Raw genomic sequence first — 25,191 nt, forward strand, 5'->3', positions numbered from 1 at the left:
CCCAATCCCCAATGTCGAATCCCGGCCCCTCAGGGCCCCGCGTCCCGGCGTTGTTCGTCGTGGGTGCGGAAGGCCTGGCGGATGTGTTCGCGGAGTTCGTCGTCGTTCCACGGCTTGGTCAGGAAGCGGTAGATCGCGCCGCGGTTGATCGCGTCGGTGACGGTGGCCAGGTCGGTATAGCCGGACAGCACCAGGCGGATGGTATCCGGGTAGAGCATCTTCACCCGTCCCAGGAACTCGGTGCCGCTCATGTCGGACATGCGCTGGTCGGACAGGATCACCTGCACGTCGTTGGTGGCGAGCAGGTCGAAGGCGTCGCGGACGTTGCCGGCGGCGAGGATGCGGTAACCGTCGCGGCGGAACAGGCGCACCAGCGAGCGCAGCACGTTCTCTTCGTCGTCGAGCAGCAGCAGGGTGCGGTCCGGGCGGGTCTCGGTGAACGATTCCGGGCGCAGGTAGCGCCGGCGCAGGGCCATGCCTGCGGCTTCGGCCGACATCGGTTCGCCGAACAGGTAGCCCTGGAAGATGTCGCAGTCGTTGCGGCGCAGGAAGCCGAGCTGCGCCTGCGATTCGACGCCGTTGGCGATCACCACCATGCCCAGTTGGTGGCCCATGGCGATGATCGCGCGGGCGATCGCCGCCTCGCGGTTGCCGGCCGGCGCGCTCTTGATGAAGCTGCGGTCGATCTTGAGCTTGTCCACCGGGTAGCGCACCAGCGCGCTGAGGCTGGAATCGCCGGTACCGAAGTTGTCCAGGCTCAGGCTGATGCCTTCGCGGCACAGGTTGGCCAGGGTCTCGTGGACGAAGTTGACGTTGTTGGTCAGCGCGCTTTCGTTGATCTCCAGCACCATCATCTGCGGCGGTACCCCGGCCGCCTGCAGCGCCGACATCACCTCGTTGAAGAAGGTCGGGCGCAGCAGCTGCAGGGTGGAGACGTTGACCGCGATGGTGAAGTCGTCGAAACCCTGGTCGCGCCACAGCCGCGCCTGGCGCAACGCGCCTTCCATCACCCAGGTGCCGATCTGCACGATCACGCCCAGGCGTTCGGCGGTGCGCATGAAGCGTTCCGGCACCAGGATGCCCAGGGTCGGCGACTGCCAACGCAGCAGCGATTCCATGCCGACCACGCGGCCGTCGCGGGCGCTGACCATCGGCTGGTAGCGCAGGCGCAGCTCGCCGTTAGGAATGGCATCGACGATCTGCCGCGAGATGATGCTCTCGCTGTGCGCGCTGGGCGGGCCGTCGGCGGCGTACAGGCGCACCAGGTTGCCGCCTTCGCGCGCGGCCTGGTAGACCGCGTCCTCTGCGAAGTCGAGCAGGGTCGACAGGCGCGTGGAATGTTCCGGGCACAGGCTCACGCCGATCTTGCCGGTCATGAACAGGGTGTACGGCAGCACCGACAGCGGCAGTTCGATCTGCTGCCGGATCTCCTCGGCGAAGGCTTCCGGCGGCGGCACGTCGGCGGTGCGGGGCACCGCCATCACCAGTTCGTCGCTGCCGTGGCGCCACAGCAGGCCGCGGCCACGCAGATGCGCCTGCAGCCGGTGCGCGAGCAGCGCCAGCGCCTGGTCGCCGACCTCCGGGCTCATGTTCTCGTTGATCGAGGCGAAGTGGTCGATGTCGATGTGCAGCAGCATCACCCCCGGCCCGCCGGCGAGCGCCTCGGCGATCATGCCGGTCAGGGCGGGATGGCCCGCACCCAGGCGCGACGGCAGTTCGTCGTCCACGGGTACGGCGCTGGCGGGATTCCACATCGGCTCAGGTTCCAGGCGGGGGCGACGGCGGTGCCGCGGTGGTGTAGGGCAGGCACAGCGTCACCCGGGTGCCGGCGCCGGGGGCGGTGTCGATCTGCAGGGTACCGCCGGCGCTCTGCGCGCGCTCGCGCATCACGATCAGGCCCAGGCCGCGCGGCCCGGCCGGATCGAAGCCGTCGCCATCGTCGACCACTTCCAGGCGCAGGCGCTGGCGCTCCTCGTCGCCGAGGGTCATCCGCACCTCGCCAGCGCTGGCGTGGCGCAGCACGTTGGTCAGGCTCTCCTGGGCGATGCGGAAACAGGCCTGCTCGACCTCCCCGCTGGGGCGCTCGGGCAGGGCGGCGATGTCCAGGTGCAGGTGCACCGGCGAGGCGCGGAACAGCATGCCGGCCTGCCAGCGCAGCGCCGCTTCCAGGCCCAGCGCGTCCAACTGCGGCGGCCGCAGCAGGGTGGAGAGGTTGCGCAGCTTGGTGATGCTGCTGTCGGCCAGATTCACGATCTCGCTCAAGTCTTCGCGACGGCGCTCGGCGTCGGTCTCGTCCAGCGCCGCGTGCGCGGACAGCTTCATCGCGGTGATCGCCTGGCCGATGTCGTCGTGCAGGTCGCGCGAGATCGCGCGGCGTTCGTCTTCCTGCAGCGAGAACAGGCGCCGCGCCATCGCCTGCAGTTCGCGGTTGCTCTGCGCCAGCGCATCGCGCATGCGCTCCGGTTCGCTGAGGTCGCGCACGATCAGCAGCTTGCAGTCGCGACCGCTGTAGCGGACGTTGCCGAACGACAGCCCGGCGTGGAACAGCGAGCCGTCGCGGCGGCACATGCGTGCGGTGGCGCCGCGTTCGCCCTTGGCACCGGCCGCGCCCATCCGCTGTCGCACCAGCGCCAGGTCGGCGCTGTCGACCAGGCCCTGCAGCGGCTCGCCGAGCAGGTTCTCGCCCTCGAAACCGAACTGTCCGGCGCAGGCGGCGTTGGCGTACAGCACGTGTTCCTGGTGCAGGATCGCCACGCCGTCCGGCAGCACCCGCACCAGTTCGCGGAACTGCTCCTCGCGCTCGTGCAGCAGGCGCCGCGAGCGCTCGTGCTCGGTCACGTCCTGCAAGGTGCCGTGCACGCAGGCACTGCCCGCGTCGTCGCTGGAGGATTCGGCGCGCAGGTGCAGCATGCGCGCCTGGCCGTCGGCGGCCAGCACCGGCAACAGCATGTCCAGTTGCAGCGGCGCGCTGCCGCACAGGTCCTCGATCACCCGCTGGATGCGTGCCTGCGACGGCACGTCGGGCGGCACCAACAGCTCTTCCAGGCGGTGCTGGCGCGGCTGTTCCGGCACGCGCCGGCCGAGCATCCGGTAGACCTGCTCGGAGTAACTGCCCAGGCCGCTGGCCCGGTCCAGTTGCCACGACCCCAGTCGCGCGATCGACTGCGCCTCCTGCAGATGCTGCAGGGCCTGGTCGCGGCGGCGCTGCGCGTCGTACTCGGCACTGCGGTCGCTGATCACCACCAGCCGCGCCTGCCGGCCGTGGTAGTCCAGGCTGGTGCTGCGCGCCTCGGCCATGCACTGGCTGCCGTCGCGCAGGCGCAGCGGCTCGGCCACCACGCAGGTCTTGGACGGGGTCTGCCGGATCGTCTCGATCACCTCGGCCAGGCGGGCGCTGGCGCTGGGCGGCCACAGCCGGGCCAGCTCCAGGCCGACGAACTCGTCGTGCGACCAGCCGAAGAAGGCGACCGCGGCGGGGTTCACATCGAGGATGCGCAGGCTCTCCAGGTCGTAGACCAGCATCGGGCTGGGGTTGGCGTGGAACATCTGCCGGTAGCCGGCCTCCGACAGCGCCAGCCGGGTGTGCGCCTGCACCGCGGCGCGCACCAGCGGGCGCAGCAGGTAGTAGAGGGCGACTGCGGTCAGGGCCAGGAACAGGGCGTCGTTGGTGAGCTGAAGAACGACCAACGTGTCGGGATCGTCTACGAAATGAACCAGAACCAGATCGCTGCCGATCGACAGCGCCAGCCCCAGCAGTACGTACAGTAACACCACGCGCCAGATGCCGCGGTCCAGGCGTTGCGCCAGGCGCATGCCGGAGGTCGCCTGGATGGGCAGGGAACTGTCGCGTTGTGGTTGCATGCCCCGGCAGCCTGCTGCGGTGGTCCGTGTCCGGCAGACATCTTAGCCGCTGACGGCTGCGGCGGCCCATCGCCGAACGGTGCGGGCGCTCAATTAATGCCAGCGGATGCCGTTATCACCTTCGACCGCTGGCCTTCAGGGCGGCGAAACGGAGTATCTCGGCGTGGATCAAGGCGTCATCGCAAGCTTGCTGCAGCACCCGCTCACCTCGGCGCTCGTCCTCCTGGACGCCGATGGCAGGCCGCTGGCGGCGAACCGGGCAGCGCAGGCGTTGGAACTGCCGCGCACCGTGGAGGCGTACGCCGAGCTGTTGCGTGCGGCCCGCGAGCGCCTGCTCGGCGGCGAGACCATGCTGGCCTGCGCCTTGCCCGGTACCGCCGGGCGGCGCCTGGACGGCTGGCTGCGTGCGGTCCGCGACGACGGCGGCGGCCTGCTGGCCTACACCCTCAGCGTGCCCGAACCGGTCGGCAGCGACGGCGCGACCCGCTGGGAGATCGCCCTGGACAGCGCCGAGCACGGCCTGTGGGACTGGGACATCCCCAGCGACACCATTTTCCGCTCCGAGCGCTGGAAGCGCATGCTCGGCTACGCCGGCGATGCCCCGGCCGACGGCCTGAACGCGCTGCTGCCGCTGGTCCACAGCGACGACCAGGAACGCCTGCGCCAGGCGATCCGCGCGCATTTCGAGGGCCGCACCGAAACCTACATGTGCGAGTTCCGGCTGCGCCGGCAGGATGGGCAGTGGCACTGGATCCTGGACCGCGGCCGCATCGTCGCGCGCACTGCCGACGGCAGCCCGCTGCGCATGATCGGCACGCATACCGACATCCACGAGCAGAAGCTGCTCGAGCAGCGCCTGCGCGACCAGCAGACCCTGCTGCGCGAGGCGCAGCGCATGACCCGCATGGGCAGCTGGTCCTGGGACCCGTTGCGCGACCGGGTGTGGTGCTCGCGCGAGTTCCTGCGCGTCACCGGCCTGGACGAGCAGCAGGCGCCGAGCAGCCGCGGCTGGCTGCGCCTGCTCAGCCGCGATTCGATGGTGCAGCTGATCTCGATCTGGCGGCGCATGGCGCGCGAGGCCAAGCCGGCCAATTTCGAGGTCGAGCTGGTGCGTGGCAGCGAGTCGCCGTTGCACCTGCGGGTGTGGGCGCAGCCGCAGGTGGAGGCCGACGGCCGCATCCAGCGCGTGCTCGGCCAGGTGCAGAACATCACCGAGCAGCGCCAGACCGATGCGCTGATCCGCTGGCGCACCGAGTTGCTCAACCGGGTCTCGGCCCTGGGCAAGATCGGCGGCTGCGAGATCGAGGTCGGCACCCGGCGCATGCAGTGGACCGAGGAGTGCTACCGCATCCATGGCCTGCGCAAGGAGGCCATCGATCTGGACCACGCGCTGGCGTTGTATACCCAGGATTCGCGCGATGCGTTCGAGTCGGCGCTGGTGCGCATCACCGAGGGCGGCCTGCCGGAGCAACTGGACCTGTGCTTCCACCGCCCGTCCGGGCAGCGCATCTGGGTGCAGGTGCTGATCGAGCTGGACGAACGCGACGGCCTGCCGCCGCGCTTCGTGGTGCTGTTCCGCGACATCACCCGCGAGCGCGAGGCCAGCGAGCGCATCGAGCTGCTGGCCCATTACGACCTGCTGACCGGTCTGCCAAACCGGCAGTTGCTGCGCGAGCAGGCCGAGAAGGCGATGAACGAGGCGGTGGAGCGCGGCACCACGCTGGCGATGCTGTTCGTCGACCTGGACGGCTTCAAGAGCATCAACGATTCCTTCGGCCACGCCACTGGCGACGCGCTGCTGAAGCTGGCGGCCACCCGCATGCACCAGCAACTGCGCACCAGCGACCTGTTCGGCCGCTTCAGCGGCGACGAGTTCGTCGTGGTGCTGCGCGACCTGGCCGAGCCCGGCGACGCCGGTCACGTGGCGCGCAAGCTGATCGCGGCGCTGGCCGAGCCGCTGCACAGCGGCGAGAACGTGATCAAGATCGGCGCCAGCATCGGCATCGCGCTGATGGAGGAGGGGCGCCAGGACTTCGACGGCCTGTTGCGCGCGGCCGATGCGGCGATGTACGCGGCCAAGGAATCCGGGCGCAACACCTGCCACTACTACAGCCAGGACGTGCTGCTGCGCGCGCAGCGGCGCCTGGAGATCGAGCACGCCCTGCACGGCGCGCTGGACCGCGAGGAGTTCTCGCTGGTGTACCAGCCGCTGGTGCATGCGGCGGGCGAACGGGCGCCGGCGGTGGAAGCGCTGTTGCGCTGGCACCGCCCCGGCCACGGCCACTGCAACCCGGCCGAGTTCATCCCGATCGCCGAGGAATGCGGCGAGATCGTGCGCCTGGGCGACTGGGTGATCGGCGAGGCCTGCCGCCAGGCCGCAGCCTGGGATGCGGCGGGACTGAGCTTCGACCGGGTCTCGGTGAACGTCTCGGCCATGCAGTTGCGCGACCGCGGCTTCGCCGAGCGGGTGATCGACCTGTGCCAGCGCAACGGCTGGTCGCCGAAGCGGCTGGAGCTGGAGTTGACCGAGTCGGCGCTGATCCGCGACAGCGAGTCGCTGCGCCGCTGCTTCGAACTGTTCGAGCAGGAAGGCGTACTGCTGGCGGTGGACGATTTCGGCACCGGTTTCTCCAACCTGCATTACCTCAACCGCTTCCCGGTGCAGCGCCTGAAGATCGACCGCAGCTTCGTGCAGGACATGCTGCACGACAGCGGCACCGCCAAGGTCACCCAAGCGATCGTGCAGCTCGGCCACGCGCTGGGCATGCAGGTGGTGGCCGAGGGCGTGGAGACGGTGCAGGAAGAGGCGCTGCTGCGCGAGCAAGGCTGCGACGAGATCCAGGGCTATCTGCACTCGCGGCCGCTGCCGCCGCGCGAGCTGGCCGCCTGGTTGCGCGCGCGCCAGCAGGTGGCGCCGGCGACCCATCCGCGGCTGGTGCTGGCTGCGCAGTGAATGCGCGGCGCGGCGCACGCCGCGCGGACTTGCGGCGGCGCAGCAGCTGGCTATACTGCGCGCGCCCATCGTTTTCCGGCCAGAGGCCACCTTCCTTGGACAGTCATCCTAGACCGACGCTGCAGCGACAGAGCTGACAGGACCGCCACGGTCTGGGTCGTCCCAGATGGGTCCCGTCCGCTCAGGACGGGATCGTTCGCCAGCCCTTCGCGGCGCTGGCCTTGATTCCGAGAATGCGCAAGCCCGATCCGCGAGGACTCCGAGCGTAGCCCCTGGCGTTGCCCATCGTCGGAGCCGCCCATGCGCCTGCCATCGCCATCGTCCTTGATTCATCGCTCGCTGCGCGATTGCGTGGCGCGGCGACGGCGTGCGTGCGCCATCCAGCCGGTACATGCCGGCGCGGCCGGCAGCGGCTGACGCACGGCGTACATCTTCCCCGGTCACACTGGGCGGTCCGCTTCGCGACCCGCGCCAGCGTCCTTCTCCTGCGGCGCACGCTGCCGCTCCTGCCGGATTTCCTCATGCTGCCATTCGCCCGCGACCGCTCCGCGCCCGGACAGCTCGCCGCACGTCCCGGCGTGCTGCCCAATTTGCACGATCTGGCGGTGTTCGCGCTGCTGCTGGGCCTGGGCGCGCTGCTACTGCACGGTGCGTCCGACATGCGCGCGCCGCTGCCGCCGGCCGGCACCGCCGCGGTGTCGCTGGATCTGTGGCAGTTGCCCGAGTACGGCCTGCGCACCACGTTGCGCATGTTCGCGGCGATGGCCGCCTCGCTGGTGTTCACCTTCGTGGTGGCGACCCTGGCCGCCAAGAGCCGGCGCGCCGAGCGGGTGATCGTGCCGGCGCTGGACATCCTGCAGTCGGTGCCGGTGCTGGGCTTCCTCACCTTCACCGTGACCTTCTTCCTGGGCCTGTTCCCAGGCCGCCAGATCGGCGCCGAGCTGGCCTCGATCTTCGCCATCTTCACCAGCCAGGCCTGGAACATGGCGTTCTCGTTCTACCAGTCGCTGCGCAACGTGCCGCGCGACCTGGACGAGGTGTCGCGCGGCTTCGGGCTCAGCGCCTGGCAGCGCTTCTGGCGTCTGGAGGCGCCGTACGCCACGCCCTCGCTGATCTGGAACATGATGATGTCCATGTCCGGCGGCTGGTTCTTCGTGGTCGCCTCCGAGGCGATCAGCGTCGGCGACCACACCCTGGAACTGCCCGGCATCGGCTCGTACCTGGCGCTGGCGATCGCCCAGCGCAACTTCGCCGCGGTCGGCTGGGCAGTCGTCGCAATGGCAGTGCTGATCGCGCTGTACGACCAGTTGCTGTTCCGTCCGATCGTGGCCTGGTCGGACAAGTTCCGCGCCGAACTCACCGCCTCGCAGGACAAGCCGCAGTCGTGGCTGTACGACCTGCTGCGGCGCACGCGCCTGGCCAAGCGCCTGGTGGCGCCGCTGGCTTGGGTCTGGCAGCGCGCCATGCTGGTGCGCTGGACGCCGCGGCGCCAGCCGCAGCCTGTGGCGGCACCACGCGCATCCGGCCGCAGCGGGGTCTGGGGCGATCGACTGTGGAGCGCGGCGCTGGCCTTGGCCGGCGCGGCCGCGGCCTGGTTCGCCTACGACTACGGCCGCCGCCATCTGGGCCTGCACGACCTGTCCGAGGCCTTTGGCGGCGGCCTGGCCACGTTGCTGCGGGTGGTGGTGCTGATCGCCCTGGCCAGCGTGGTGTGGGTGCCGATCGGGGTGTGGATCGGGCTGCGTCCGAAGGTGGCGCAGCGGGTGCAGCCGCTGGCGCAGTTCCTGGCCGCGTTCCCGGCCAACGTGCTGTTCCCGTTCGCGGTGCTGGCCATCGTCAGCACCGGTGCCGATCCCAACATCTGGCTGTCGCCGCTGATGATCCTCGGCACCCAGTGGTACATCCTGTTCAACGTGATCGCCGGCGCCAGCGCGTTCCCCACCGATCTGCGCGAGGCCGCGACCATCTACCACCTGCGCTCGTGGACCTGGTGGCGACGGGTGATCCTGCCCGGCATCTTCCCGTACTACATCACCGGTGCGCTGACCGCGTCGGGCGGCTCCTGGAACGCCAGCATCGTGGCCGAACTGGCCAGTTGGGGCCACACCCAGGTGCAGGCCTACGGCCTCGGCGCCTACATCGCCCGCGCCACCGCGGCCGGCGACGGCCCGCGGGTGCTGCTCGGGGTGGCGGTGATGTCGTTGTTCGTGACCCTCTTCAACCGCGCGGTCTGGCGACGGCTGTACGTTTTCGCCGAACGCCGCCTGCGTTTCGACTGATTCCTGGAGACCGACCATGAGCTATTCCGCAAGCGTGCCCGAGCGCGCCCCGCTGGTCCGCGTGCAGGGCGTGCGCAAGAGCTACGACAAGGGCGGGGCGACGCCGCTGGTGGTGCTGGAGGACGTCGACCTGACCCTGCACTCGGGGCAGATCGTCGGCCTGCTCGGCCGTTCCGGTTCGGGCAAGTCGACCCTGCTGCGCGCCATCGCCGGGCTGCTGCAGCCCAGTGCCGGCAGCATCGCCTTCCGCGATGCCGCGCCGGGCCAGGTGGCCGACGACATCGCCATGGTGTTCCAGAGCTTCGCCCTGTTCCCGTGGCTGACCGTGCTGCAGAACGTGGAAGTGGGCCTGGAGGCGCGCGGCGTGGCCGCCGACGAGCGCCGCCGGCGCGCCCTGGCGGCGATCGACCTGATCGGCCTGGACGGCTACGAGGGCGCCTACCCGAAGGAACTATCCGGCGGCATGCGCCAGCGCGTGGGCCTGGCGCGGGCGCTGGTGGTGCGACCGAAGCTGCTGCTGATGGACGAGCCGTTCTCGGCGCTGGACGTGCTGACCGCCGAGACCCTGCGCACCGACCTGCTGGACCTGTGGTCGGAAGGGCGCATGCCGATCGAATCGATCCTGATGGTCACCCACAACATCGAAGAGGCGGTGCTGATGTGCGACCGCATCGTGATCTTCGGCGCCAATCCGGGGCGGGTGATCGGCGAGATCGAGGTGACCCTGCCGCAGCCGCGCAATCGCCTGGCGCCGGCGTTCCGCGCCTTGGTCGACGACATCTACGCGCGCATGACCGCCAGCCCGCAGCGGCCGCAGACCCGCGAGGGCGTGTTCCCGGGCAGCGGCATCGCCATGGTCTTGCCGCGCGTGTCGAGCAACCTGCTGGCCGGCCTGATCGAAGCGGTGGCGGCCGAGCCTTATCACGGCCGCGCCGACCTGCCGCCGCTGGCGGCCGGCCTGCAACTGGAAGTGGACGAACTGTTCCCGATCGCCGAGACCCTGCAACTGCTGCGCTTCGCCGTATTCGAACAGGGCGACCTGCAGCTGACCCCGGCCGGGCAACGCTTCGCCGAGCTGGGTACCGACGCGCGCAAGCAGTTGTTCGCCCAGCACCTGGCCACCTACGTGCCGCTGGCCGCGCACATCCGCCGCGTGCTCGACGAGCGTCCGGCGCATCACGCCCCGGCACGCCGCTTCCGCGACGAACTGGAAGACCACATGTCCGAGGCCTATGCGGCGGAGACGGTGCAGGCGGTGACCAGCTGGGCGCGCTACGCCGAATACTTCGCCTACGACAAGCAGGCGGACCTGTTCTCGCTGGAGAATCCGAGCTAGCCGGGGGAAGCGTGCAGGCTGTGCGTAGGAACGGCTTCAGCCGCGACCCGACGCCGGACATTGCCGGGGCGACGTCAGTCGCGATCCGGCATCCACGGTGGTCTGGGCTGCGACGGATGGCACGACGTTAAAGAGGGCAGTCCCCACGCGCGAGGCCGGTTGTGGGAGGGACTTCAGTCCTGACTGCAGGAGCATCAACGCGCCGGATGGCGTCGTGCATCGCGACTGAAGTCGCTCCCACCGTGACGCTTCGCCGCGACCCGACGCCCGACATTGCGGAAGCAGCTTCCGGCGTGCGCCTGGATGCGAATGTCGGTCGATGTGCCGCATCTCGCCGCCGAATCCGCCCTTACATCGCAGACATCGCGATCTGATCGCGGCAGTTGTGGGAGGGACTTCAGTCCCGACTGCATACGGCCGGACAGGCATGCGTCGCTCGTTTGTCGCGATCGAACGGCATCCCGCACCGCTGCCTTTTGCAGTGGTCCAGCGAGCCCAGGCGTCGCCTTGTAGGAGCGAATATTCGGCTCGGCCTTATGCACCAAGCGAAATCGAAGGTGGCGAGGCGAAGGGGAAATTTTTTGCAGTGCCCTGAACGCAGCCCCGCACCAGGCTCCGCTCGCCGCCCGCAATCGCGGCAGCTGCGCTCGACTCAGTCGCCGTCGTAGAGCGGGAAGTGCACCAGCGGCGCCGGCGTGCCGGCGGCAGCGACCGCGCTGCCGTTCAGGCCCATGTCCCAGGCCAGGCCGGCCCAGACCGGGTCGTCGATACGCGCGTCCTGCTGTGCCGGCGCGCGCACGATCAGCAACTGCCGCAGTTCGGCCTGGGCCAGCGTCTCCAGCCGCCGCAGCGCATGGCCGGGCTGGCGCGGCGCGGTCACCGGCCGCAGGCCCGGATCGGCCACCGGCTCGGACGAGGGCGCATGCGTGCTGCTGCTTTCATCGCAGGACATGGCCGCAACTCGGGACAAGGACTGGAGAGGCATCGACATCGACGGGGCCGGACGGGAAGGGCAGAGACGACAAGCCCCGGCAGGGGCCGGGGACTCGTCGGTTCATGGCACGGAGGGCGACAAGGCGGGCTTTAGAACAGCTCGACCGTGCCGGCGCCCATGCTCTGCTGCGCCACCGGCTTGTGCGGCGGGCGCTCCCACTCGGTGCGCATGTCGCGCAGGCGGTTGCCGACCCGCTGCAGGGCGTCGATCAGTTCGTGGTCGAACACGCCGCCATTGCGGTGCAGCAGTTCCTGCAGCGCCACGGCCTCGCGGTTGATCGCGGTCAGGCGGTCCAGGTGGGTGTGCACGCCGCCCAGGGCCTGGGTCGCGATGTCCTCGAACTGCAGGGCGCGCACCGCTTCGGCGACGCTGCTGTCGATGGCGCGGCCGCACTCGGAGATCTCGCGCATGCCGTCGCCCAGCGAGTGGTTGATCGCGGCCACGTTGTCCAGCATCGCCGCGGCCTCGGCCCGCGCCTCGCGGGAGCGGTCCATGTCGCGCGAGGCCATGTTCGAGACCGTCTCGCGGACCTTGGCGATGGCGTCCTTGGAGCTGTGCGCCAGCTTGCGGATCTGCTCGTTGAAGGTGGTCGAGCGCTCGGACAGGTTGCGCACCTCGTCGGCCACCACCGCGAAGCCGCGGCCCGCCTCGCCGGCACGCGCCGCTTCGATCGCCGCGTTCAGCGCCAGCAGGTTGGTCTGGTCGGCGATCGACTTGACGTCCTCCAGCAGGGCGAAGATGCCGTCCAGGTGCTGGGACATGTCGTCGATGTAGTGCACCGTGGTGCTGCTCTGGCCGCTGACCTGCTCCAACGCCTCGACCAACTGCTCCATGCGTTGGCTGGCATGCTGGGCGAAGCGGGCCACGTCCACCCCGGCGCCGCCGTCTTCGCCGGCGCGGTCGACGATGCGGGCCAGCGCCACGCTCTGCTGCCGCGACTTGCGGTTCATCGCCTCGAAGCTGCCGCCCAGGCCGCTGACGGCTTGGCGGATCAGTTCGCGGGCACGTTCGATCTCGGAGCGGGAACCCTCGATCTCGTTGCCGACGAAGCTGCGCAGCTCGTTCAGCAGGTGGTCCTGCTCGCGCATGACCTTGGCCTGCTCCGGCGAGCGCCGGGTCTGGCTGTACGCGGTCCAGCCGGCGAAGCCGAGCCAGCTCAGCGTCATCGTGGTGAGGATGGCCCAACGGACCGGGGCCGGCCAGTCGAAGCCGGCGGCGATGGGGAACAGCAGCGTCAGGGCGAGCGGGGCGGCCAGACGGATCAGGAGGCGTGAGTACATGGACGTTCTCGGCAGATTCACGATTGCTGTATCGGCCGTCCCCCCCGGGTCTTTAGCAACGCGGTGAGCGGATCATCGAAACCTGCCGACATTCGTACGATCTGCGTCGCAGAACGACCGCGGGCGGCGCTTTGCCGACCCGCGTCAGCCCCCAGGGGCTCAGCGCAGCGCGCGGTCCACGGTCTCGCGCATGCGCCGCTTGGCCAGCAGGAAATCCCACAGGCTGCCGCCCATCTGCCGCCACAGCACCGCCGCGCGCACCGCCGCCAGCAGCAGCGCGCGGATCTCCGCCACCACCCCGGCCTGGCCCAGGTAGTGCGGATTGCCTTGCACCATCACCCGCGGGCGCAAGTGGCTGATGGTGTCGGCGTAGAGCTGGCCCAGCGCGGCGATCACCTCCGGGTGGGTGCTGTCGCCGTGACGCTCCAGCACCGGCGCGATCCGGGCCAGGCCCGCGTCGACCTTGGCATCCGTCTCCGCATCGCCGGCGAAGCGCCGTTCCAGCTGGATCACCGCCAGCGCCAGCCGCGGCAGCACCTCGTCCTGGCCCTGGTTGCGGAAATAGTTGTGCAGCAGGCGCAGGCCCGGCGCCAGGTCGGCACGGCGGCCATAGACCGCCTCGGGACTGGGCGCGTCGATGCGGAACACGCTGTCGAGCAGGGTGCGCACCAGCGACGCCTCCGACTGGCCGGTCTCGGCGATGCGCCGCACCTGCTGCAGGGCCTGGGCAAGGCCCGCCAGCGCCAGCATGCGTGCGTCCATGGAATCGGTCATCGAATGGTGTCCTCGTGTGCGGCGGGTGCGTGCTGCGCCAGGCGGCGCTCCAGCGGGGCATCGGTGGTGGCGATCACGGCGCCGCCCAGGCATTCCTCGCCGTGGTACAGCACCAGCGACTGCCCCGGGGTGACGGCGCGCTGCGGACGCGCGAAGCGCACCGACAGGGTGCCGTCGTCGCCGACCGCGACCGTGCACGGCTCGTCGGCCTGGCGATAGCGGGTCTGCGCGGTGCAGTCGAAACGCCGTGCCGGCGGCGCGCCGGCGATCCAGTGGGCAGTCTCGGACTGCAGCCAGTTGGCCATCAGGTAGGGGCTGTCGCGGTCCTGGTCGACGTACAGCACGTTGCGGGCGACGTCCTTGCCGATCACGTACCACGGCGCCGCGGCGCGTCCGCGCACCCCGCCGATGTTCAGGCCCTCGCGCTGGCCCAGGGTGAAGTAGAACACCCCCGGGTGCTCGGCCACGACCTGCTCGTGCGGGTCGCGGATCTCGCCGCGTTTTGCCGGCAGGTAGCGGCCGAGGAATTGGCGGAAATCGCGTTCGCCGATGAAGCAGATGCCGGTGGAATCCTTCTTGGCATGGGTCGGCAGGCCGGCTTCGCGGGCGATGCGGCGCACCTGCTCCTTGGGCAGTTCGCCGACCGGGAACAGGGTCGCGGCCAGTTGCGCCTGACCCAACTGGTGCAGGAAGTAGCTCTGATCCTTGTTGCGGTCCAGCCCGCGCAGCAGCCGCCAGCGGCCGCCGACGCAGTCCACCCGCGCGTAGTGGCCGGTGGCGATGCGCTCGGCACCGAGCTCGCGTGCCGCGTCCAGGAAATGCTTGAACTTGACCTCGCGGTTGCACAGCACGTCCGGGTTGGGCGTGCGCCCGGCGGCGTACTCGGCCAGGAAGTGCGCGAACACGCCTTGCCAGTACGCCTGCGAAAAGTCGCGGAAATGGAACGGGATGCCCAGCCGCCCGCACACCGCCACCGCGTCGCGGCGGTCGTCGTCGGCGCGGCACTCGCCGCTGCCGTCGTCGGCCCAGTTCTGCATGAACAGGCCGGACACCGCTGCGCCCTGCTGGACCAGTTGCCAGGCCGCCACCGACGAATCCACGCCGCCGGAGATCCCGACCATGACCGCTGCGCCGCTCATGCCACCTGCCGCAGCATGTCCAGCGGGTAGCGGCGCCCGGCCAGGAAATCGGCCACCACCTGCCACACCAGCGGGCTGCGCCAGCGCGGCGCGGCGGCCTCCAGCTCGGCCGGGGTCATCCACAGCGCGCGCACGATGCCGGTGTCCAGCGGCCGCTGCGGGTCGTGTGCGACCGGGTCGGCGGCGAAGGCGAAGCGCAGGTAGTGGCGGCCGGTGTCGGCCTTCCACTGGTAGGCGCCGATGAAGGCGGTCGGCTGCACCTGCCAGCCGGTTTCCTCCAGCGTCTCGCGCACCGCGGCCTCGATCAGGCGTTCGTCCGGCTCCAGGTGGCCGGCCGGCTGGTTCAGCACCAGCGCGCCAGCGATCGCTTCCTCGACCTGCAGCAGACGCCCGTCGCGCACCACCACCGTGGCCACGGTCACATCCGGCTGCCAGGGTTCCGCGGCCGCCGTCATCAGAACAGGTCCTTGCCGCCGTTGAGTTCGGCGTCCATCGCGTCGGCGCCGCGTGCGGCCGCCTCCAGCGCCTCGCGCAACGCCGCATCGTCGGCATCGGCGGGGATCTTGACCACGAACACCGCGGTGCCGCCCTGGCGCACCCAGCCGCCGAGGATGTCCGACTGCGCGTCTTCCAGCAGCCGGTTGGCGACCTTGGCGGGCAGGCTGTCGCCCTGCGCCTGGTAGGCCGGCGACCACACCTCGCGGATGCGGTAACTGCCGAAGGTCTCCACCGGCGAGCGCACATAGGTGAGCTGCTTGCGCTCGCGGCCCTGGTCGCGCAGGCCGAACAGCACCTGGTAATCGCCGTCCTCGTCGGCCTGCACGTCGTAGCCCAGCGCCTGCAGGCGCTTGCCCAGCGCCGCGTCCGGCGGCTCGGCGACGGCCGGCATGGCCGCGGCGAGCAGCGCGGCGAGCAGCGGAACCTTGGGGAACATCGTCGAATGCATGCGCAGCGCCATCGAAAGGAAGGGAATTGTGCGGGCAGGACCGGCGATCGTCCAATCCGCGCCGGCAGCCCCCGTATATAATGGGCGGATGCCCCGCAAGAATTCCCCCGAGCACGATCATGGCGTCATGGTGGAGACCGGCAAGCCGGAAATCGCCCGCCCGCCGATGTATCAGGTGCTGCTGCTGAACGACGACTACACCCCGATGGATTTCGTGGTGACCGTGTTGCAGCAGTTCTTCTCCCTGGACCTGGAGCGCGCCACCCAGGTGATGCTGCACGTGCATACCCGCGGCCGCGGCGTCTGCGGGGTCTATACCCGCGAGGTGGCTGAATCCAAGGTGGCTCAGGTGAACGAGTTCTCGCGGATGAACCAACATCCCCTGTTGTGCACGATGGAAAAAGCCTGATAGTGGGAGGCGTCGGTCACCGGTTTGCCCGGACTAACGCGGTGTGAACACACTGATCCGATAGGGTTGTGGAAATTCGCAACTCAAGCCACATATTGTTGGCAACAGACGTCGGAGTAGACCATGTTCAGCAAAGATCTCGAGCAGACCATCGGCCAGTGCTACAAGCGCGCCCGGGAAGCCCGTCATGAGTTCATGACGGTGGAGCACCTGCTGTTGGCGCTGCTCGACAATCCCTCCGCCCAGGCCGTGCTCAAGGCCTGCGGCGCCGACGTCGAACGCCTGCGCAGCGACCTGGAACAGGCCATCGAAGCCTCGGTGGCGCGCCTGGCCGACGACGACGGCCGCGACACCCAGCCCACCCTGGGCTTCCAGCGGGTGCTGCAGCGCGCGGTCTATCACGTGCAGTCCTCGGGCAAGAAGGAGGTCAGCGGCGCCAATGTGCTGGTGGCGATCTTCGGCGAGAAGGACTCGCATGCGGTGTATTTCCTGAACCAGCAGGACATCACCCGCCTGGATATTGTCAATTACCTCTCCCACGGCATCGCCAAAATGGGCGAGGACGGCGAGCACGCCGCGCCGACCGACGGCGAACCCAAGGGCGAGGCGGGCGAGGGCGAACCGAAGGGCGACGCCCTGGCCGAGTACGCCACCAATCTGAACGAGCAGGCCCGCAACGGCCGCATCGACCCGCTGGTGGGCCGCGCCGATGAGATCGAGCGCACCATCCAGGTGCTGTGCCGCCGCCGCAAGAACAACCCGCTGTACGTGGGCGAGGCCGGCGTGGGCAAGACCGCCATCGCCGAAGGCCTGGCCAAGCGCATCGTCGAGGGCAGCGTGCCCGCGGTACTGGCCGATGCAGTGATCTTCTCGCTCGACCTGGGCGCGCTGGTCGCCGGCACCAAGTACCGCGGCGACTTCGAAAAGCGCCTGAAGGGCGTGCTGACTTCGCTGAAGAAGGTGCCCAATGCGGTGCTGTTCATCGACGAGATCCACACCATCATCGGCGCCGGTTCCGCCTCCGGCGGCACCATGGACGCGTCCAACCTGATCAAGCCGGCGCTGTCTTCGGGTGAACTGCGCTGCATCGGCTCGACCACGTTCCAGGAATACCGCGGCATCTTCGAGAAGGACCGCGCCCTGGCGCGGCGCTTCCAGAAGATCGACATCGTCGAGCCGACCGTGGGCGAGACCTTCGAGATCCTGCAGGGCCTCAAGCCCAAGTACGAGGCGCACCACGGCGTGACCTACGCCGACGACGCGCTGCAGGCGGCGGTGGACCTGTCGGTCAAGCACATCGGCGACCGGCTGCTGCCGGACAAGGCGATCGACGTGATCGACGAGGCCGGCGCGCGCCAGCGGCTGCTGCCCGAAGGCCAGCGCAAGGAACTGATCGACATCGAGGAGATCGAGACCATCGTCGCCAAGATGGCGCGGATCCCGGCCAAGCAGGTCAGCGCCACCGACAAGGACGTGCTGCAGCACCTGGAGCGCAACCTGAAGATGGTGATCTTCGGCCAGGATCCGGCGATCGAGACGCTGTCCTCGTCGATCAAGCTGGCGCGCTCGGGCCTGGCCAATCCGGAGAAGCCGATCGGCAACTTCCTGTTCGCCGGCCCCACCGGCGTGGGCAAGACCGAGGTCACCAAGCAGTTGGCGCTGCAGTTGGGCATCGAGCTGGTGCGCTTCGACATGTCCGAGTACATGGAGCCGCATTCGATCAGCCGCCTGATCGGCGCGCCCCCGGGCTACGTCGGCTTCGACCAGGGCGGCCTGCTGACCGAGAAGATCGTCAAGACCCCGCACTGCGTACTGCTGCTGGACGAGGTCGAGAAGGCGCACCCGGACATCTTCAACATCCTGTTGCAGGTCATGGACCGCGGCGTGCTCACCGACACCAATGGGCGCGAGGCCAACTTCAAGAACGTGATCCTGGTGATGACCACCAATGCCGGTGCCACCCAGGCCTCGCGACGCTCGATCGGTTTCACCCAGCAGGACCACTCCACCGATGCGATGGAGATCATCCGCCGCAGCTTCACCCCGGAGTTCCGCAACCGCCTGGACGCGGTGGTGCAGTTCCAACCGCTGGCCTTCAGCCACATCCTGCGCGTCGTCGACAAGTTCGTGATCGAGCTGGAGATGCTGCTGCAGGAGAAGCACGTGTCGCTGTCGGCCACCCCGACCGCGCGCGACTGGCTGGCCCAGCACGGCTTCGACCCGCTGATGGGCGCGCGGCCGATGGCGCGGGTGATCCAGGACAAGGTCAAGCGCCCGCTGGCCGACGAGTTGCTGTTCGGCAAGCTGGTCAACGGCGGCCGCGTCACCATCGACGTGCGCGACGGCGAGCTGGTGGTCGACACCCAGGCCGAGCCGGAGCGCCTGCTGCCGGCGACGGTGGACTGAGGCCGACAGGCGCGACGAAAGGCGGCTGCAGAGGCTGCAGCCGCCTGGCGAGGTCACCGTCGTTCCATCGTTGCAGACGCGAAAGGCGGCCAGTGGCCGCCTTCTTCATGTCCGCCCGTAGCGGATTACTTCATGCGGTAGGTGATGCGACCCTTGGTCAGGTCGTACGGGGTCATTTCGACCTTCACCCGGTCGCCGGTCAGGATGCGGATGTAGTTCTTGCGCATGCGGCCGGAGATGTGGGCGATGATTTCGTGCCCGTTTTCCAGCTTGACCCGGAACGTGGTATTGGGCAACGTCTCGCTGACGGTGCCTTCGAATTCGATGGAGTCGTCTTTCGACATGTAATCCTGTGCGATTCGGAACGGCCAAAGGCCTGAAGAGCGAGGATTTTACTCGCCTGGGCCGCGCCATGCAAAGTTTGCGTTAATCCCGCTCAGGCCTGGGCCAGTTCTGCGGCCGCCAGGGTGCCAAACTGCGCCGTCCACGGCGCGGGCTCGGCCGGCGCCGCCACCAGCGGCGCGATGGTCTCCAGGAAGCGCGCACGCGGCCAGCGCTCGGCGCCCAGGCTGAGCAGGTGGTCGTTCTCCACCTGCGCGTCGATCAGCGGCCAGCCCCAGCCGTGCAGGCGCCGCGCCAGTGCCGCCAACGCCACCTTGGAGCCGCCGCTGCGGGCGCTGAACATGCTTTCGCCGAAGAACATGCGCCCGCGCGCAACCCCGTAGATGCCGCCGACCAGGGTGCTGCCATCGAACACTTCCACCGAATGCGCGTGGCCGGCCCGGTGCAGGGCCAGATAGGCGTCGCGCATCGGGACGGTGATCCAGGTGCCGTCCTGGCCAGGGCGCGGGATCTGCGCGCAGGCGTCGATGACCTGGGCGAAGGCGGTGTCGGCGCGCACCGTCCACGGGGAGTGGCGCAGGCTGCGGCGGAAGCGCGAGGACAGGCGCACGCCATCGCTGCGGAACACGGTGCGCGGGTCCGGGCTCCACCACAGGATCGGTTCGCCGTCGGAGTACCAGGGGAAGATGCCCTGCGCATAGGCCGCGAGCAGGCGCGTCGACGACAGGTCGCCACCGACCGCGAGCAGGCCGTCCGGCTCGCGCAGGGCGCTGGACGGCGGCGGGAACGGCGCGGCGGGATCGGCCGCGAGCAGGGCAGGGAGACGACGCATCGCTGGCAGCGTAGCCGATGCCTCAGGCGTCGTGGCGGAACGGCGAATGGCACTGCAGCGCCGCCGCGTGCTGGCGCACCTCGGCGCGTTCCTGCGCGCACCATTCGGCCAGCGGCACGCGGAAGCCGGGGTCGGCGATCCAGTGGCGGCTGCGCACCAGCCGCGGCAGGAAGCCACGGGCGATCTTGTGCTGGCCCTGTGCGCCCGGCTCGAAGCGGGTCAGACCCTCGCGCAGGCAGTATTCGATGCCCTGGTAGTAGCAGGTCTCGAAATGCAGGCCGGGCAGGGGTTCGCCACCCCAGTAGCGGCCGTACAAGGTGTCGCCGCCGCGCAGGCAGAACGCGCCGGCCACTGGGACTCCCTGGTGCATGGCGAGAAAGATCAGCAGGTTGCGCGGCATCGTTCGCGCAAGATGTGAGAAGAACTCCAGCGTCAGCGCCGGCGAATTCCCGTAGTCGTCGAAGGTGCGCAGATAGAATCCGTACATCGCCTGCAGGTCGGCGGCGCTGGCCTCGTCGCCGTGCAGCACGCGGAAATCGATGCCGGCGCGCTGCACCTTGGCCCGCTCCTGACGGATGTTCTTTCGGTGCTTGTGGTCCATCGCGCCCAGGTAGTCGTCGAACCCGGTCCAGCCGGCATCGTTGTGCCACTGGTACTGCACGTCGTTGCGTTCCAGCCAGTCGGCGCCGAACGCGGCGTCCTCGTCGGCGCGGTGGAAATTGACGTGGGCCGAGGACAGGCCGGTGCGCTCGGTCAGCGCCTGCATGGCCGCGAGCAGTTCCTGTTGCGCCGCCAGCTCGCGCGCCAGCAGCCGCGGCCCGGTCACCGGCGAGTAGGGCACCGCGCACAGCCACTTGGGGAAGTAGTCCTGGCCGTAGCGCGCATAGGCATGCGCCCAGGCATGGTCGAACACGAATTCGCCGTGCGAGTTGCTTTTGACGTACCCGGGCGCCGCCGCGACCAGCGTCTCGCCGTCCCACACGGTGAGATGCAGCGGACTCCAGCCCCAGTCCGGGCGCAGGCAGCCGCGCTGCTCCAGGCCGGCCAGGAAGGCGTGGGCAACGAACGGATTGCGGCCGTCGTGCAGGGCGTCCCAGTCGGCGGCATCCACGCTGGTCAGACCGGAAAGCCACCTGATGCGAGAGTGCCCGCCGCCCTTCATCGCGGCGGCGGTTTTTTCGTCGGCGCGGTCGCGGGAAACGTCAGGGGCATCCGTACGCCGCGCTGATCGTCGGGCCCTGCGCACGCCAGTCCATCCGTTGGCAGCCAGGTGAGCGGTGCGGACAGTGCAGCCAGTAGCGCGGGGTTGCTTGCGCCTGCAGGCGGCGGCGCCTCGCCCACACTGACCTGAGGCGGGCAGAAGCGGTAGTTCGCCTGCAGCGTGAGGTTGTTCTCGCACGGCGTCCGTCCTCGCGTCGCAGCCACGATGGCGGGGGTCACCGCCCTTGGGATGATGTCCGCCAGCGCGAGCGTATAGGCGCCGGATGCCGCGTCAGGTCCCTTCGCGTCCTTTGCAAGGCGCTCCGATTCGATGAACAAGGGCACCGCTGCGCTCAACGAAGGGCTTCCGCTCGGCAGGCCACGCACCGCGAACAATCCCAGATAGTACGCGGCATCCTTGTCGCCCCCTTGGCGGGCGGTCCGCAGGAACTGCGCGATCAGCGCTTGCTTGGTCTGGCTATAGACGGTGCCATCGAGCAGGCACTCGGCCCATAGCTTGCCCAGCCGTGCGGCGGAGGCTACATCGCCAGCTTGCGCCTGCCGTTGGGTCACCGCCAGTTGTTCGTGCTCGGGCTTCAGTAACGCGGTCAGCGACTGCGGGTTGGCAGGGTCGTACATCACCTTGAACAGCATGTCGCCCTGACCACGGCCGGCGGCAATCAGTTCGTCGTGGTCGAGGCAGACCGGGTTGGGTGCGGCCGCCGCTTGTACCGCGAAGGCCGCGCCGGACAGGAGTCCGGCGAAGCTCGACATCAGGCAGCGGCGAGTGGGCCTCATTCGGAAATCTTGTCCAGATACCGCTCGGCGTCCAGCGCGGCCATGCAGCCGAAGCCGGCCGAGGTGATCGCCTGGCGGTAGTGCTGGTCGGCGACGTCGCCAGCGGCGAACACGCCCGGCACCGAGGTCTCGGTGGCGGCGCCGCCGAGGCCGGAACGGATCTCCAGGTAGCCGTTGTGCATCGCCAATTGGCCGTCGAACAGCTGGGTGTTCGGGTGATGGCCGATGGCGACGAAGAAGCCGTGCGCTTCCAGGTCGCGGGTGCTGCCGTCCTGCACCGACTTGACCCGTACGCCGGTGACGCCGGCCTCGTTGCCCAGCACCTCGTCCACCTGGTGGTGCCAGACGGTCTCGATCTTGCCGGCGGCGACCTTGGCGAACAGCTTGTCCTGCATGATCTTCTCCGCGCGCAGGGTATCGCGGCGGTGCACCAGATAGACCTTGCGGGCGATGTTGGACAGGTACAGCGCCTCTTCCACGGCGGTGTTGCCGCCACCGACCACGACCACGTCCTGGTCCTTGTAGAAGAAGCCGTCGCAGGTGGCGCAGGCGGACACGCCGCGGCCCTTGAACGCTTCTTCCGAGGGGATGCCCAGGTACTTGGCGGTGGCGCCGGTGGCGATGATCAGCGCGTCGCAGGTGTAGTCGCCACTGTCGCCGCTGAGCCGGAACGGGCGCTGCGACAGGTCGGCGGTGTGGATGTGGTCGAAGATCACCTCGGTCTCGAAGCGCTCGGCATGCGCCTGCATGCGCGCCATCAGGTCCGGGCCCATCAGGCCGTGGGGGTCGCCGGGCCAGTTGTCGACCTCGGTGGTGGTCATCAGCTGGCCGCCCTGCTGCAGGCCGGTGATCACCACCGGCTTGAGGTTGGCGCGCGCGGCGTAGACCGCGGCGGTCCAGCCGGCCGGGCCGGAACCCAGGATCAGCAGGCGGGAATGCTTGGCGGAATTGGCGGCAGAGGGGCTCATGTATACTCGCGAACAGGGTGAAATGGCGGCGGAAACGCGGCATTGCGCGGGTTCCGGCGAAGGCGCATAGAGTGGCGGCCGGCCTGGAACGAATCAAGCCGCGTGGCGGAAACGCTGCGGCCCGTCGCCACTGCCGGCGTCCCTCGCGCACCGTTGCGCGCCTTCACCGGATGCCGCAGAGGCAGGTCGGCGCAAGGCCGGACGATTCAGGTGCCGACTGCTGAAATGCAAGGGCGGGTCGTTTATTATCAATCACTAACGATGCATTTCTAAGGTCTGGTCATAGCGTGGCGAAGCAGGTTCCGGAACGCGGCAAATCCCAGGGCGCCAATGCGGCGGCACGCAAGCAGGGTGCCGCGCCCAACCCACGCCGGCAGAAGCTGTGGCGTGATCTGGCGCTGATCGCGATCGCGCCGCTGCTGCTGTACCTGCTGGCCAGCCTGGCCACCTACTCGGCGACCGATCCCGGCTGGTCACATACCGGCAGCGTGGTCGCGCCGGTGCACAACATGGGCGGCAAGTTCGGCGCCTGGATCGCCGACGTGCTGCTGCAACTGTTCGGCTACGTGGCCTTCCTGCTGCCGGTGGTGATCGGTGCGATCTCCTGGATCGCGCTGTTCGGCATGGACCAGGACGGCGATGGCGAGGCCGACCTGGGCCCGGCGCTGCGCCTGGTCGGCATCGTCGGCTTCCTGATCGCGGCCACCGGGTTGCTGCACCTGCGCCTGTTCGCCGGCGACGTGGCCGGGGCCGGCGGCATCCTCGGCAAGCTGGTCGGCAATTCGCTCGGCGCCGGCTTCGGCGCGCTCGGCGCCAACCTGTTCGTGCTGGTGCTGCTGCTGGTGTCGGTGACCCTGGCCACCGGGCTGTCCTGGTTCGCGGTGATGGAGCGCATCGGCAAGGCGGTGATGACCCTGCCGGCGCTGGCCCGCCGCGGTACCCAGCAGGCCAACGAGTGGCAGCAGACCCGCGCCATGCGCGAGGAGCGCGAGGAAGTGCGCAAGGTCGACGCGGTGCAGCGCGCCAAGCGCGAGCCGGTGAAGATCGAGCCGCCGCCGGCGCCGGTGGTGGAGAAGAGCGAGCGCGCCAAGCGCGAGCAGCAGATCCCGCTGTTCCACGGGACCGGCAGCGACCCATCCGGGGTGCCGCCGCTGGCGCTGCTGGACGATCCAAAGCCGCAGGCCAAGGGCTATTCCGAGGAGACCCTGGAAACCCTGTCGCGGCAGATCGAGTTCAAGCTCAAGGACTTCCGCATCGAGGCGCAGGTGGTCGGCGCCTATCCGGGCCCGGTCATCACCCGCTTCGAGATCGAGCCGGCGCCGGGCATCAAGGTCAGCCAGATCAGCTCGCTGGACAAGGACATCGCCCGCGGCCTGTCGGTGAAGTCGGTGCGCGTGGTCGACGTGATCCCGGGCAAGTCGGTGATCGGCCTGGAGATCCCCAACGTCAGCCGCGAGATGATCTATCTCAGCGAACTGCTGCGCTCCAAGGAATACGACAAGTCGGCCAGCCCACTGACCCTGGCCCTGGGCAAGGACATCGCCGGGCGCCCGACCGTGGCCGACCTGGCGCGCATGCCGCACCTGCTGGTCGCCGGCACCACCGGCTCGGGCAAGTCGGTGGCGGTCAACGCGATGGTGCTGAGCCTGCTGTACAAGGCCTCGGCCAAGGACCTGCGGATGCTGATGATCGACCCGAAGATGCTCGAACTGAGCGTCTACCAGGGCATCCCGCATCTGCTGGCGCCCGTGGTCACCGACATGAAGGAGGCCGCCAACGGCCTGCGCTGGTGTGTGGCGGAGATGGAGCGCCGCTACAAGCTGATGAGCGCGGTCGGCGTGCGCAACCTGGCCGGCTTCAACAAGAAGGTCAAGGACGCGCAGGACGCCGGGCAGCCGCTGATGGACCCGCTGTTCAAGCCCAACCCGGACTTGGCCGAGGCGCCGCGGCCGCTGGACACGCTGCCGTTCATCGTCATCTTCATCGACGAATTCGCCGACATGATGATGATCGTCGGCAAGAAGGTCGAGGAGCTGATCGCACGCCTGGCGCAGAAGGCCCGCGCCGCCGGCATCCACCTGATCCTGGCCACCCAGCGCCCGTCGGTGGACGTGATCACCGGCCTGATCAAGGCCAACATCCCGACCCGCATCGCCTTCCAGGTCAGCTCCAAGATCGACTCGCGCACCATCCTCGACCAGTCCGGCGCCGAGACCCTGCTCGGCCACGGCGACATGCTGTACCTGCCGCCGGGCACGGCGATGCCGGACCGCGTGCACGGCGCCTTCGTCAGCGACGAGGAAGTGCACCGGGTGGTCGAGCACCTCAAGGCCAGCGGCCCGGCCGACTACATCGAGGGCGTGCTCGACGAGGTGCAGACCATGGGCGACGGCACCGTGATCGGTGCCACTGGCTTGCCAGAAGCCGGCGGCGGGGGCGGCGACGAGTCCGACCCGCTGTACGACGAGGCCCTGCGCATCGTCACCGAAACCCGCCGCGCCTCGATCTCCGGCGTGCAGCGGCGGCTGAAGATCGGCTACAACCGCGCCGCGCGGCTGATCGAGGCGATGGAAGCCGCCGGCGTGGTCAGCCCGCCCGAACACAACGGCGACCGCAGCGTGCTGGCGCCGCCGCCGCCGAAGTGAACCGCACCGTGCCGCCCGCCGGCCGTGGC

19 protein-coding genes are annotated in these 25,191 nt (G+C 69.3%); 6 read left to right on the forward strand and 13 right to left on the reverse strand.

Annotation, left to right across the window (positions count from 1 at the left end):
• Positions 1–29: 29 nt before the first annotated feature.
• Together GGR71_RS11885 and GGR71_RS11890 are read right to left on the reverse strand one after the other, a co-directional pair.
• A complete protein-coding gene (locus GGR71_RS11885; RefSeq protein ID WP_160960862.1) occupies positions 30–1,754 on the reverse strand; it encodes an EAL domain-containing protein in 1,725 nt (574 codons plus the stop codon).
• 4 nt (positions 1,755–1,758) lie between these two features.
• Positions 1,759–3,861 (reverse strand): PAS domain-containing sensor histidine kinase, encoded by a 2,103-nt coding sequence (locus GGR71_RS11890; protein WP_237474397.1) that lies wholly within the window; start codon positions 3,859–3,861, stop codon positions 1,759–1,761.
• A gap of 163 nt (positions 3,862–4,024) precedes the next feature.
• Here GGR71_RS11890 and GGR71_RS11895 point away from each other — a divergent pair, with 163 nt between their 5' ends.
• The 3 genes from GGR71_RS11895 (at position 4,025) to GGR71_RS11905 (ending at position 10,429) form a co-directional block, all read left to right on the forward strand.
• Positions 4,025–6,814 (forward strand): EAL domain-containing protein, encoded by a 2,790-nt coding sequence (locus tag GGR71_RS11895; protein WP_160960859.1) that lies wholly within the window; start codon positions 4,025–4,027, stop codon positions 6,812–6,814.
• Positions 6,815–7,335: 521 nt separating this feature from the next.
• Positions 7,336–9,093, forward strand: coding sequence for an ABC transporter permease (locus GGR71_RS11900; RefSeq protein ID WP_160960856.1), 1,758 nt, complete (start codon positions 7,336–7,338; stop codon positions 9,091–9,093).
• Between the two features lie 16 nt (positions 9,094–9,109).
• On the forward strand, positions 9,110–10,429 hold the full coding sequence (locus GGR71_RS11905) for an ABC transporter ATP-binding protein (protein ID WP_048489799.1): 1,320 nt from the start codon (positions 9,110–9,112) through the stop codon (positions 10,427–10,429).
• A 652-nt stretch (positions 10,430–11,081) separates the two neighbouring features.
• Here GGR71_RS11905 and GGR71_RS11910 read toward each other — a convergent pair.
• The 6 genes from GGR71_RS11910 to GGR71_RS11935 all read right to left on the reverse strand — a co-directional run bounded on the left by GGR71_RS11910 (position 11,082) and on the right by GGR71_RS11935 (position 15,574).
• Positions 11,082–11,381 carry a hypothetical protein gene (locus GGR71_RS11910; RefSeq protein ID WP_160960853.1) on the reverse strand — a complete coding sequence of 100 codons (300 nt, stop codon included), beginning with the start codon at positions 11,379–11,381 and terminating at the stop codon, positions 11,082–11,084.
• Positions 11,382–11,512: 131 nt separating this feature from the next.
• Positions 11,513–12,703 (reverse strand): methyl-accepting chemotaxis protein, encoded by a 1,191-nt coding sequence (locus tag GGR71_RS11915; protein ID WP_160960851.1) that lies wholly within the window; start codon positions 12,701–12,703, stop codon positions 11,513–11,515.
• A 159-nt stretch (positions 12,704–12,862) separates the two neighbouring features.
• Entirely contained in the window at positions 12,863–13,477 is a 615-nt protein-coding gene (hflD, locus tag GGR71_RS11920) for a high frequency lysogenization protein HflD (RefSeq protein ID WP_160960848.1), read from the reverse strand.
• Positions 13,474–14,616, reverse strand: coding sequence for a tRNA 2-thiouridine(34) synthase MnmA (gene mnmA / locus GGR71_RS11925; RefSeq protein WP_160960845.1), 1,143 nt, complete (start codon positions 14,614–14,616; stop codon positions 13,474–13,476). Before mnmA ends, hflD begins: the two co-directional genes overlap by 4 nt.
• Positions 14,613–15,071 carry an NUDIX hydrolase gene (locus GGR71_RS11930; protein ID WP_048489794.1) on the reverse strand — a complete coding sequence of 153 codons (459 nt, stop codon included), beginning with the start codon at positions 15,069–15,071 and terminating at the stop codon, positions 14,613–14,615. Before GGR71_RS11930 ends, mnmA begins: the two co-directional genes overlap by 4 nt.
• Positions 15,071–15,574, reverse strand: a complete 504-nt coding sequence (locus GGR71_RS11935; RefSeq protein ID WP_160960843.1) for a hypothetical protein — start codon at positions 15,572–15,574, stop codon at positions 15,071–15,073. Before GGR71_RS11935 ends, GGR71_RS11930 begins: the two co-directional genes overlap by 1 nt.
• Positions 15,575–15,650: 76 nt before the next feature.
• On the opposite strand from GGR71_RS11935, the gene clpS reads away from it, so the two are divergent.
• Positions 15,651–15,971, forward strand: coding sequence for an ATP-dependent Clp protease adapter ClpS (gene clpS / locus GGR71_RS11940; protein ID WP_019796528.1), 321 nt, complete (start codon positions 15,651–15,653; stop codon positions 15,969–15,971).
• 123 nt (positions 15,972–16,094) lie between these two features.
• Entirely contained in the window at positions 16,095–18,377 is a 2,283-nt protein-coding gene (gene clpA, locus GGR71_RS11945) for an ATP-dependent Clp protease ATP-binding subunit ClpA (protein ID WP_160960840.1), read from the forward strand.
• A gap of 125 nt (positions 18,378–18,502) precedes the next feature.
• Here clpA and infA read toward each other — a convergent pair whose 3' ends face one another.
• The 5 genes from infA to trxB all read right to left on the reverse strand — a co-directional run bounded on the left by infA (position 18,503) and on the right by trxB (position 22,517).
• The gene (infA, locus tag GGR71_RS11950) at positions 18,503–18,721 is read right to left on the reverse strand and encodes a translation initiation factor IF-1 (RefSeq protein ID WP_004425677.1); all 219 of its coding nucleotides are present in this window, start codon (positions 18,719–18,721) and stop codon (positions 18,503–18,505) included.
• A 92-nt stretch (positions 18,722–18,813) separates the two neighbouring features.
• Positions 18,814–19,551 carry a leucyl/phenylalanyl-tRNA--protein transferase gene (gene aat, locus GGR71_RS11955; protein WP_160960837.1) on the reverse strand — a complete coding sequence of 246 codons (738 nt, stop codon included), beginning with the start codon at positions 19,549–19,551 and terminating at the stop codon, positions 18,814–18,816.
• 22 nt (positions 19,552–19,573) lie between these two features.
• Positions 19,574–20,713: a GNAT family N-acetyltransferase gene (locus GGR71_RS11960; RefSeq protein WP_160960834.1), complete on the reverse strand. Its 1,140-nt coding sequence runs from the start codon at positions 20,711–20,713 to the stop codon at positions 19,574–19,576.
• Positions 20,710–21,525, reverse strand: coding sequence for a hypothetical protein (locus GGR71_RS11965; RefSeq protein ID WP_160960831.1), 816 nt, complete (start codon positions 21,523–21,525; stop codon positions 20,710–20,712). Before GGR71_RS11965 ends, GGR71_RS11960 begins: the two co-directional genes overlap by 4 nt.
• A gap of 20 nt (positions 21,526–21,545) precedes the next feature.
• Positions 21,546–22,517 (reverse strand): thioredoxin-disulfide reductase, encoded by a 972-nt coding sequence (gene trxB / locus GGR71_RS11970; RefSeq protein ID WP_160960828.1) that lies wholly within the window; start codon positions 22,515–22,517, stop codon positions 21,546–21,548.
• Between the two features lie 287 nt (positions 22,518–22,804).
• Between trxB and GGR71_RS11975 the strand changes: the two genes are divergently transcribed.
• Positions 22,805–25,162, forward strand: a complete 2,358-nt coding sequence (locus GGR71_RS11975) for a DNA translocase FtsK (RefSeq protein ID WP_017909556.1) — start codon at positions 22,805–22,807, stop codon at positions 25,160–25,162.
• Positions 25,163–25,191: the final 29 nt, after the last annotated feature.

It is taken from the genome of Xanthomonas sp. F1, from assembly GCF_014199855.1.